The 9,348-nt window shown below is 68.7% G+C and carries 6 protein-coding genes and 1 pseudogene; 2 read left to right on the top strand and 5 right to left on the bottom strand.

Translation table 11 applies throughout. The features are described from left to right. Positions 1-150: 150 nt before the first annotated feature. Positions 151-624: a sulfotransferase family protein gene (locus ACGFIZ_RS23925; RefSeq protein WP_393422643.1), complete on the top strand. Its 474-nt coding sequence runs from the start codon at positions 151-153 to the stop codon at positions 622-624. Between the two features lie 221 nt (positions 625-845). Here ACGFIZ_RS23925 and ACGFIZ_RS23920 read toward each other — a convergent pair whose 3' ends face one another. Further along, positions 846-2,120, bottom strand: a complete 1,275-nt coding sequence (locus tag ACGFIZ_RS23920; protein WP_393422641.1) for an ROK family protein — start codon at positions 2,118-2,120, stop codon at positions 846-848. A gap of 419 nt (positions 2,121-2,539) precedes the next feature. Between ACGFIZ_RS23920 and ACGFIZ_RS23915 the strand changes: the two genes are divergently transcribed. Next, positions 2,540-3,562 carry a sugar phosphate isomerase/epimerase family protein gene (locus tag ACGFIZ_RS23915; protein WP_393422639.1) on the top strand — a complete coding sequence of 341 codons (1,023 nt, stop codon included), beginning with the start codon at positions 2,540-2,542 and terminating at the stop codon, positions 3,560-3,562. A gap of 253 nt (positions 3,563-3,815) precedes the next feature. Here the strand turns inward: ACGFIZ_RS23915 and ACGFIZ_RS23910 are convergent, their stop codons facing one another. From ACGFIZ_RS23910 to ACGFIZ_RS23895, 4 genes and pseudogenes are all read right to left on the bottom strand, one after another. Next, the gene (locus ACGFIZ_RS23910; RefSeq protein WP_393422637.1) at positions 3,816-3,974 is read right to left on the bottom strand and encodes a hypothetical protein; all 159 of its coding nucleotides are present in this window, start codon (positions 3,972-3,974) and stop codon (positions 3,816-3,818) included. Between the two features lie 400 nt (positions 3,975-4,374). Next, positions 4,375-5,129, bottom strand: a pseudogene (locus tag ACGFIZ_RS23905) (SDR family NAD(P)-dependent oxidoreductase). Positions 5,130-5,312: 183 nt separating this feature from the next. Then, entirely contained in the window at positions 5,313-6,740 is a 1,428-nt protein-coding gene (locus tag ACGFIZ_RS23900) for a GH1 family beta-glucosidase (RefSeq protein ID WP_393422635.1), read from the bottom strand. After that, the gene (locus ACGFIZ_RS23895; protein ID WP_393422633.1) at positions 6,737-9,157 is read right to left on the bottom strand and encodes a hypothetical protein; all 2,421 of its coding nucleotides are present in this window, start codon (positions 9,155-9,157) and stop codon (positions 6,737-6,739) included. Before ACGFIZ_RS23895 ends, ACGFIZ_RS23900 begins: the two co-directional genes overlap by 4 nt. Positions 9,158-9,348: the final 191 nt, after the last annotated feature.

Here is a 9,348-nt window from a genome sequence, read left to right as displayed (position 1 = left end):
AGTTTCTGACCTTCGACAAGCCAGAAACCTAGACGGGACACGGCGTGCCCTGTTGATCAGGGCGTCAACCCACCCACGAGAACATCACAAGAGCCGTATTTCAGCGACCGGGGCGAACTGCTCGGAATCCTGCGGGGCCTGATCGACACCATGTTCGGCGGAGCAGCCGCCGACGCGGGCAAGCCGACCTGGTGCGAGAAGACACCGTTCAACCTGCTGTGCATGGAGTTCCTCTGGGAACTGGTCCCCGAAGCGACCATCGTGCACATCAAGCGTCACCCGGTCTCAGTGCTCGCATCCCACCTGGCCCAGCCATGGGCACCGCCCACCGTCGACGGCGCGCTCGCCTACCTCAAGCCGGTCTACCACCGATGGCTCACCTGGAAGAACACGGTCGACCTGACGGGCAGGCGATACATCGAGGTGAAAGCAGAAGACCTCGCAGCCGACTGGCCCGGGCAGCGCCGCGCCCTGTTCGAACGGCTCGGCGTCGACGACTTCGCTACCCCTTCGACGTTCCAGTCGCACAAGCTGACGCACCGCAACGACCAATTCGACGACGAAACTCGCGAGTTCATCGAAGAAGCACTCGGCAAGGTCATCCAGGCCATGGGATATGAGTGACGGCTCTGGCTCTCCACCTGGACGACGCCGCGTCGCGCCCCTCGAACGCCCGGTAGACGCTGCTTCAGCCGAACCGCATCGCAGACCACTCGTTCCTACCTGCCCGGCCGCCTTTTGGGCCCGCGCTTACGGGCGGGTGCACGCTTCTGCCGCGAATCGCTCCCTACCCGAGGTAAGAGACCAGCTATCGCTCCACGAGTGATGGCCGCATCGATCGCCAGCTAGCTCTCAGCCGCCGGCCGAATCGGAGGCGATGACGTGCTGGCGAGTTCCTCGTCTACACGATCGGCGGCGAGGGCGTACTGGATAACCATCGTGGCCGCGCCGATAACGCCGGCCTGAGTGCCCGTCGTTGCCGGAACGATCTGCAGATGGCCGGTGGCGAGAGGAAGCGAGCGGCCGTAGACGACCTCGCGTACCCCGGCGATGAGGCTCTCACCGGCCTGGGCGAGTGAACCACCGATGACGACGAGCTCGGGGTTGAGCAGGCTCACGCACGTTGCGAGGACCTCGCCGATCGTGCGTCCCGCCTGTCGAACCGCCCGTGCCGCAGCGATGTTGCCCGCGCAGACGAGCGCGACCACGTCGCTGTTCGTCATTGCCGGGACCCCGGCCGCGGTGAGGTCCTTGACGATCGCACGGCCACTCGCGACGGCCTCGAGGCATCCGGTGTTGCCGCACGTGCACAGGACGTCGGGGGCGTGCGGCGCCGCCACATGCCCGAGGTCACCGGCGGCGCCGACCGCGCCTCGGAGCAGGCGACGACCACTGATGATGCCGGCACCGATCCCGGTGGCGACCTTGACGAACAGGAGGTGCTCGACTTCCGGGTGCGCCGTCACGTGCTCGCCGAGGGCCATGATGTTGACGTCGTTGTCGACGAGGACCGGTACGTCCCAGTGGCGGCGTACGTGCCCGGGCACGTCATAGCCGTCCCACCCCGGCATGATGGGCGGGCGCATCGGCCTGCCGCTCGAATGCTCGACCGGGCCCGGCAGGCCGATCCCGATGCCGACGAGGTCCTCGACATCCCGGCCCGCCTCGTCGAGCAGCCGCCGTGTCGCCTCGACAACCCAGTCGAGGACCCCGACCGGCCCTGCGGAGATGTCGACGCGCTCGGCGACCGAGCACAGGGGTTGGCCGGTGAGATCGGTGAGCGCGACGTTGCCGTGGGTCGCCCCGAGGTCGGCGCCGACGACGACCCGAGCCTGCGGGTTGAAGGCGAACCTGACAGGAGGGCGGCCGCCAGTGGAGACCGCCTCGCCGGAGGGTGCAAGCAGACCGCTGGCGAGCAGGGCGTCGACGCGAGTGCTGACGGTGGACCGGGCAAGCCCGGTCAGTCTCGCCAGCTCAGCACGGGTCCGGGGCTGCCCGTCGCGAAGTAGTTGGAGCAACTCGCCCGCGCCGGGAGCCCCAGAGCCGAATCCGGTGAACCCGCCAGGAGCCGCCGCGCCGCGATGGACAGGCGCGCGTGGCGCGGATGCGGACTGGGGCACGGTCGAAGTGAAGCACACAACGGCGGCAAGAGACGACTTCGCTGTCCCAGCAGCACCTGTGCTCGAAGGTCAAAGAAGATTGATCGAGGCGCGGCGGCATCGTCCTCGGCGAGGTCGACGCCGGCGCCCACGAGCCCTCGGCGGCCCCCGCCAGGCCGTCGGCATCCGAGCCCTCGTTTCCGGGGCCCGTCCCGTCGTCCGGACGAGCCCTCAGACGCTCCACCTCAGATCAACGGCTCGGACGAACATCGAGGTCAGTCGCATCGACGCTGCCTACTGCCGTCAGCCTGACAACTTGTGCACCCCAACCTACAGACTTCTGTCTCACTCTTGTTAAAAGTTCCGTCGTCACCGTATGGTCCGGAGGCAGCGGGGGAAGGCGCCGGCCGTAGGACCGCGCGCAGACGGAAGGAGAACCCGTGGAAAACAAGCCAAGTCGTCGCGCCGTGCTCGGCGCTGGCGCCGGCCTTCTGGCCACCGGAGCGCTCGCCGCCATGGCGAGCCCAGCCTCCGCAGCCGCGTCCTCGTCACAGGGCCAGCCCGCTGGTGGGCCGAACGTGATTCCGGCCGACCGCATCGGCTTGCAGATCTTCACTGTTCGCCAGCTGATTGGCAGCGACTACACGAACCTCGAGATCGCACTGGAGGCGGTTTACGACGCTGGCGTCCGAGAGCTGGAGCTCGCCGGCGATTACTACGCAAAGACAACGGCCGAGCTCAAGGCCCTCGTCCAGTCGTACGGGCTGCGCATCGTGAGCAACCATTTCGGGCCTCGTAGTGCGAGCGCGCCGAACCCGTGGATGACCTACGACGGTAGGATGCAGATCTTCGAGGACGCCCAGACGCTGGGCAGGTTCCCCTACCTCGGGACTGGCAGCTCCTTCGGCTTCCCGGGTGCTGGGGCGACGACCAGCGACGACATGAAGGCCATGGCAGAGAAATTCAACGAGTGCGGTGAGCACGCCGTTTCGCAGGGCTTCGGCGGCTTCTTCTTTCACAACCACGACAGGGAGTTCACCCTCGAGAACGGCGTCCCGGTCTACAACACGTTGCTCGAGTACACCGACCCCCGGTACGTCAAGTTCGAAGTCGACCTGGGCTGGGTCTCGGTCGCCGGCGAGGACCCGTACTGGTGGATCAAGGAGCACGGGGAGCGTTTCATCGCCTTCCACATCAAGGACATCAAGTGGGACCCGAATGGCAACCGCACGGCGGCTGCGGGCACCCGCGCGGGAGGCCGGAAGTTCCGGTTCGCTGACGTCGGGAAGGGCGACATCGACTGGACCCGCGCGCTGTCCGCGCTCAAGGATCTCCGCGACTACCGGTTCTTCCTCGAGCACGATGACGCCGGCAACCTGACGCTCAACCCGCCCGGGTCCACGAACACCGTCTGGCGAGGCTGCAGCACATTGGGTGGCATCAACACCTCCGGGCGCAGGTAGGAAGAACGGTCATCGGACCGAGCGGAACCAACAAGATCGGCCCCCGACCGCGCTTCTGCTGGTCGGGGGCCGCTCTCGCACCTGGCGGCGGGTGGAGGACCCTAACGGGGCTCTGGCAGGACCATCCTCCCGGCGGCACCGCTGCCACAACTGAGGTTTCAGCACAGCAGGCAAGCGCAGCAACGCTGCAGAGGGTTGGAACGGTCGGGGTTAGTACTCCAAATTTGCCGGGGGGCGCGCTCGGCGCGGCAGGTCAGACTTCGTGCCAGCGGTCGGCGTCGGCTCCCCACCCGCATGGCGCCGCTGAACGCGCCTCGTCCGGGGTCACCGCCCGTAGGTCGGCCGCTCGGATCTTCACGACTGGAACGTCGAACGCGAACTCCACGTTCGCCCCGTCCGCGAACGACACCATCACGTGAGTGTCAGGACCTGCTGGATGGTTGTCCATCCACTGCACGTGGACGACCGCGGCTGTCAGGGACCCGTCGGGGCGAACCAGCGCAAACCCCTCAAGGGCGCCCTGGGCGACATCCGGACGCAGGCGTCCGTGCTGTTCCGCACGCTGTTGCTCTCGCTAGCGACGTCGGGCCTCGATGTCCGCTACGACATCCATTTTTCAACAGGCCACGCAGGCCGCAACACCCGAGGTGTGCGCCGGCGTCGACGTGTGAGCGTCCGGATCTGGCCGCGAACCGCGCGCTACCCAGGGTTGCGTGACCGGTCGCGGCGTGCAGTGCGGATCCAGCCGATGTGCGGATACAGATCACCGGTAGCTCGGCGCCGCGATCGCGACCGGGTTGCGCCAGAACGAGTCACTCGGGGAAGGGGCCTCGCACCGTGACACCCCCGTCGACCACAACGCTCTGCCCAGTCACGTAGGACGAAAGCAGTGAGGCCAGATAGACGGCGGCCGCGGCGGCATCGTCGGGAACACCGAGCCGGCGGATCGGAATCTCGGGCACCTCGTCGGCGGGCTGGGCAGAGTTTGCTACCGCCGTTGCGATGGCGCCGCAAGCCACGACGTTCATGCGGATCCCTTCGCCGGCGTACTCCGCGGCGACGGTCTTGGCGAGGCTTACGAGGCCGGCCTTGGCGGCGCCGTAGCTGGCCTGCATGGGCGCGGCCATGACCCCGGTGACCGAACTGACGCTGACTATGGACCCACCCTGTCCCTGGATCAGGAAGGCGCGGATTGCCGCGCGGGCCGCGCGGACCACATAGCCAAGGTTCATTTCGTACGCGAAATCCCAGTCGTCGTCGCTCATCTCGTGCAGCCGTACCGCCGGCACGAACGCGAGCTGCCCTCCCACGACGGTCACGAGGGTGTCGAGTCGACCGAACTCAGCGACGGTTGCGCCAACAAAGTCGTCTACAGCTGATCGGGACCGGACATCACCGGCGAGCGCAAGAGCCTGGGCGCGCCTGATCCGGTCAACTCCTCGACGGCATCCCGTGCGCGGGCCGGATCAATGTCGGCGACGGCGACAGCTGCGCCACCCGAGGCGAACGCACGCGAGATCGCCCGGCCGATTCCTTCGCCTCCGCCTCCGACAATCAGCGCATTCATGCCGTCGAGTGGCCGAGCCCAGGCCGCTCGTCTCGCAGTATCGCCCGGTGCTGGTAGGGGCAGTCGATTATGAATGCCCCTATCAGCGAATGAGCTACCGGTCGTGCGGGTGCCAGCACCTCGGGCTGCGCGGGTTGAGGATCGCCGTGGTGAGGTTGGGGTTGTCACGACGCCTCGTGTCGATCAGCCTCCCTGAGGAGAACGTGATCCTTCAGCGCTGGTGGATGCGGGATACGGCAGGCCCTCGCGGCGCTGTCGGTGGGTGGCCAACTGCTCACGAAGCCACCAGTACGACCTCTTCGGGGTGCGCTGCTGCGTGGCGAAGTCCACGTGCACCAGCCCGAACCGGCGCGTGTAGCCGTCGGCCCACTCGAAGTTGTCGAGCAGGGACCAGTAGAAGTACCCGCGGACGGCGATTCCCTCGGCGGTTGCGTCGGCCAGAGCCCGCAGGTGGGCACCGACGTAGCGGATCCGGTCGTCGTCGTGGATCTGGCCGGCGACCGGCTCGTCCTCGTAGCAGCAGCCGTTCTCGGTCACCACCAGCGGCGGCAGCAGGTCGCCGTACCGGTTCCGCAGCCAGCGCAGCATCTCCGGCAGGCCCTCGGGCACGATTGGCCAGCCGATCGAGGTGTGCTCGCGCTCGGGAAGGCCGTGTTCGGTCCAGGGCCACGCTGCCCCGGGCATCGGCGCCCCCACCCGGTTGAGGGTGTAGTAGTTGACGCCGAGCACGTCCAGGCTGCCCCGCATCAGGGACAGGTCGCCGTCGCGTACGCAGTCGAGCGAGACTCCCGGCACCCGCTCGATCTCATCGGGGTAGCGGCCCAGTAGCAGTGGGTCCGTGTAGACGGCGTTGTGCCACGCCTCCTGCAGACGTGCGGCCGCCGCGTCCTCCCCGCTGGGGGACGCCGGCCACGCGGTGGAGTAGCTGTTCGCGACAGCGACCGGAGCGTGTCCGCGTAGCCGCGGGGCGGCCAGCGCGTGCCCCAGCAACTGGTGGTGCGCCGTGTCGAAGGCTGCGCCGAACAGCCGGTGTCCCGGCGCGTGGACGCCTGTGCCGTACCCCAGATGGGTGTGGCAGTAGGGCTCGTTGAGGGTGATCCAGGTGTCCACGCGGTCACCGATGCGGTCGGCCACCAGCTCCGCGTACTCGGCGAATCGTTCGGCCGTGGTTCGGTTCAGCCAGCCCCCGTCGTCCTCCAGGGCCTGTGGAAGGTCCCAGTGGAAGAGGGTGGTGTACGGCCGGATTCCCCGCTCGAGCAGGCCGTCCACGAGCCGGTCGTAGACCGCCAGGCCCTGCTCGCTGGGCCGGCCGGTGCCGTCCGGCTGCACGCGGGACCAGGCCACGGAGAACCGGTACGCGTCGACGCCCAGGCCGGCGAGCAGGTCGAGATCCTCCGTCATCCGGTCGAGGTGTTCGCAGGCGACGTCGCCGTCCGAGCCGTCCCGGATGTTGCCCGGTTGCCGGCAGAAGGTGTCCCACACGGTCGTTCCGCGGTCGGCGGCCCTGCCCTCGATCTGGTAGGCGGAGGTGGCGGTGCCGAACAGTAGCCCGGGCGGAAGGGCGCGGGTCGCCGCGTGGTCGCTGCCCGTGCCCGATTCCAGCCGCGTCATCGGGTGACCCGCACCAGGTGCTGGTTGCGGATCACGTACACCGACCCGTCGTCGGCCCGCACGAAGTGCTCGACGGCGGAGGCGACCAGCTCGCGCCGTAGCGTGGCCGGATCGATGAGGTAGAGCTCGCCACGGATCAGCGCGAACATCTCACCGGGGCCACCGAAGGCGATCTCACCGGAGGTCCACAGGTGCTGAATGCCGCCCCAGTCGACGTCCCTGATCTTCTGGGTGCGCAGCACCTGCCGGCTGGCGACGTCGAACTGGAAGATCGTGCCGGCGGTGATGCCCCAGACCGTGCCGTCCGGCGCCCGCCGCAGTGCCGTGACCGCCTTCTCGCCGGGGACCGGGACGCCCTCCCAGACGACCTCACCGCTGGTCGGGTCGAGCAGGAACATCGACCCCTCGGTCCGGGTCGGGGTCGAGCCCAGGCCGCCCCAGACGGTGGTGCCCCCGAGGAGCATGCCGTCGACGAACTCGACCGAGGAGACGCTCGCGTCGGGCACCACGTCGTGGAAGGAGCGGACGGCGCCGGTGGTGGCGTCGATCAGGCTCACCGAACCGCCGAGCTGGCCGTACGTCGGGATGTAACCGACCGCGAGTTGGTCACCGTTCGACGCCCAGGCCACCGCGCGGTCCTGCCCGTCGGCGGTCAGGGAGGCGAGTCGACGAGGGTTGGTGCCGTAGTCGAAGGGCTTCGCGGGGTCGAACTCGAACAGGTGCGCGCCAGGGTAGACGCCGAAGAAGAGCTTGCCCGCGGCCGTCCCGTAACCCTCGACCTGGCCGACCGTCCCGCGGGGGAACCGCTCGGCCTGCCCGGTGGCGTGATCGTAGGCGGCGAGCCCACCGGACTGGTATCCGCTGGTGTAGATGCGCTTGTCCGGGCCCTGGGCGAGCGACCGCAGCGGCACGGGCAGGCCGGGCAGCTCGGGGACGATGTCCTTCGTGTTGCCGGTGGCCGGGTTGAACATCCACAGCGCCCCCGAGTAGGTTCCCATCACCAGGGTCTGGTCCGGGAATCCCGTCCCGTCGGGCAGCCGCACCCAGGAGAAGCCGCGGGTCGAGCCCGGGACGGTGCGCCCGGTGTCGGTCACCGTGCCTGAGTGGAGCTGGTAGCTGCGCAGCTTGTTGTCGGCGGAGGCGAAGTAGACGCGCCCGGCCCGGTCCGGCTCGGAGACCTGCAGACCCTTGACCTGTCCGAGGTTGGCCACCCACTTACCGGTACGCAGGTCGTGCACCAGCAGGGTGCTGGTCTGCTCGACACGGACGAACAGCCGCTGGTCGACGAGGTCGACGTCGTAGACGGTGCCCTCGGAGTCGTACGGGGCGGGCAGGGGAATCTCCCGACGCTCGCCGGTGGCGGTGTCGATCTCGACGACGCGTGCCCGCACCGTGCCGAGTCCGGCGTAGACCTTGCCGTTGCCGGCCGCGACGTCGCGGACGTACTGCGAGCCGGCCATCACCTGGCCGAAGTTGCGTGTCGCACCGGTCGCCGGGTCGTAGCTGAAGACAGCGCCGCCGGGGTAGGTGCCTCCGTACACCCGACCGTCGTCACCGACGTCCAACTTCCACAGGAAGCTCTGGCCGGGCACCGGCTGCCCGAGGTCCTCGACGGCGTCGGCGCCGGGCCGGTAGCGGTAGAGGCGTCCGTTCGGCCAGCCACTGACGTACGCGGTACCGTCGGCGGTGGTCGTCACCCCCCACGATCCCTCGGCACCCGGCAGCTCGTAGGTGCCCAGCACCTCGCCGGTGAGCGTGTCGGCGACCGAGAGCGCACCAGGTGTGCCGGACATCGGCAGGTACGCGAGGTGCCGGCCCTGCGGGGTGGTGCCGAAGCCCGCCGCGAGCACCGCGACGTTGTGGATCGGGTCTGCCACGTTCTGTTCGTGCCAGGTGCTTGTCTGGGCCGGCCCGACCGTGACGGAGTCCCACGTCGCGGTGGTGGTCTGGTACCCGCTGGAGTACAGCAGCACGGCTGCCTTGGTGGCGCCCTGCGGTGCCGCGGCGGTCAACGTGATCCAGTCCCAGTTGCCCTGCGGCGTGGAGGAGAACTGCTGCCCGTCGCCGACGCGGCTACCGGAGTCGTTGAAGAACAGCAGGTAGATTCCCGGCAGCCCGGACTCCCGCTTGACGGCGGCGTCGACCTGGTAACGGGTTCCGGCGACCACGGGGAACATCTGTGACTGCAGTCCGGCGGGCTGATCGGGGCTCGCGTCCACCATCCGCACCGCCTGCGCTCCGTCGAATGCGTCGGCGACCAGGTTGAAGGACGGGGCCGCGCCGAAGGTCTGGCTCCAGGCGGGCACGCTGCCGTCGCCGGAGGGGGCCTCGAACCCACCGTTCTCCGGCGTGGTCGTGGCCTCTGCCGCGGCGGGTGTCGCCAGGGACGCCGCTGCCGTCGTACTGATGGCGACCATCGCCGTCAGTGCTGCCCGACCGGTACGTCGTCGTGGTTTGCGCATAGCTGCTCCCGTCCCACGTTCGCGGCGACCCGGGGTTCCTGGTCGCACTTACGGGCCAGACCGTAATACGGCCGAGCGGCGGTATCAATGGTCGAGGCGCAGAAATTTGCCGGGCCCGCTGCTGGATGCTCGGACGTGGGTAGCCT

The sequence above is a fragment of the Micromonospora sp. NPDC048830 genome, from assembly GCF_043198215.1.
GTDB lineage: Bacteria > Actinomycetota > Actinomycetes > Mycobacteriales > Micromonosporaceae > Micromonospora.
This window is presented reverse-complemented; position numbering and strand designations above follow the sequence as displayed.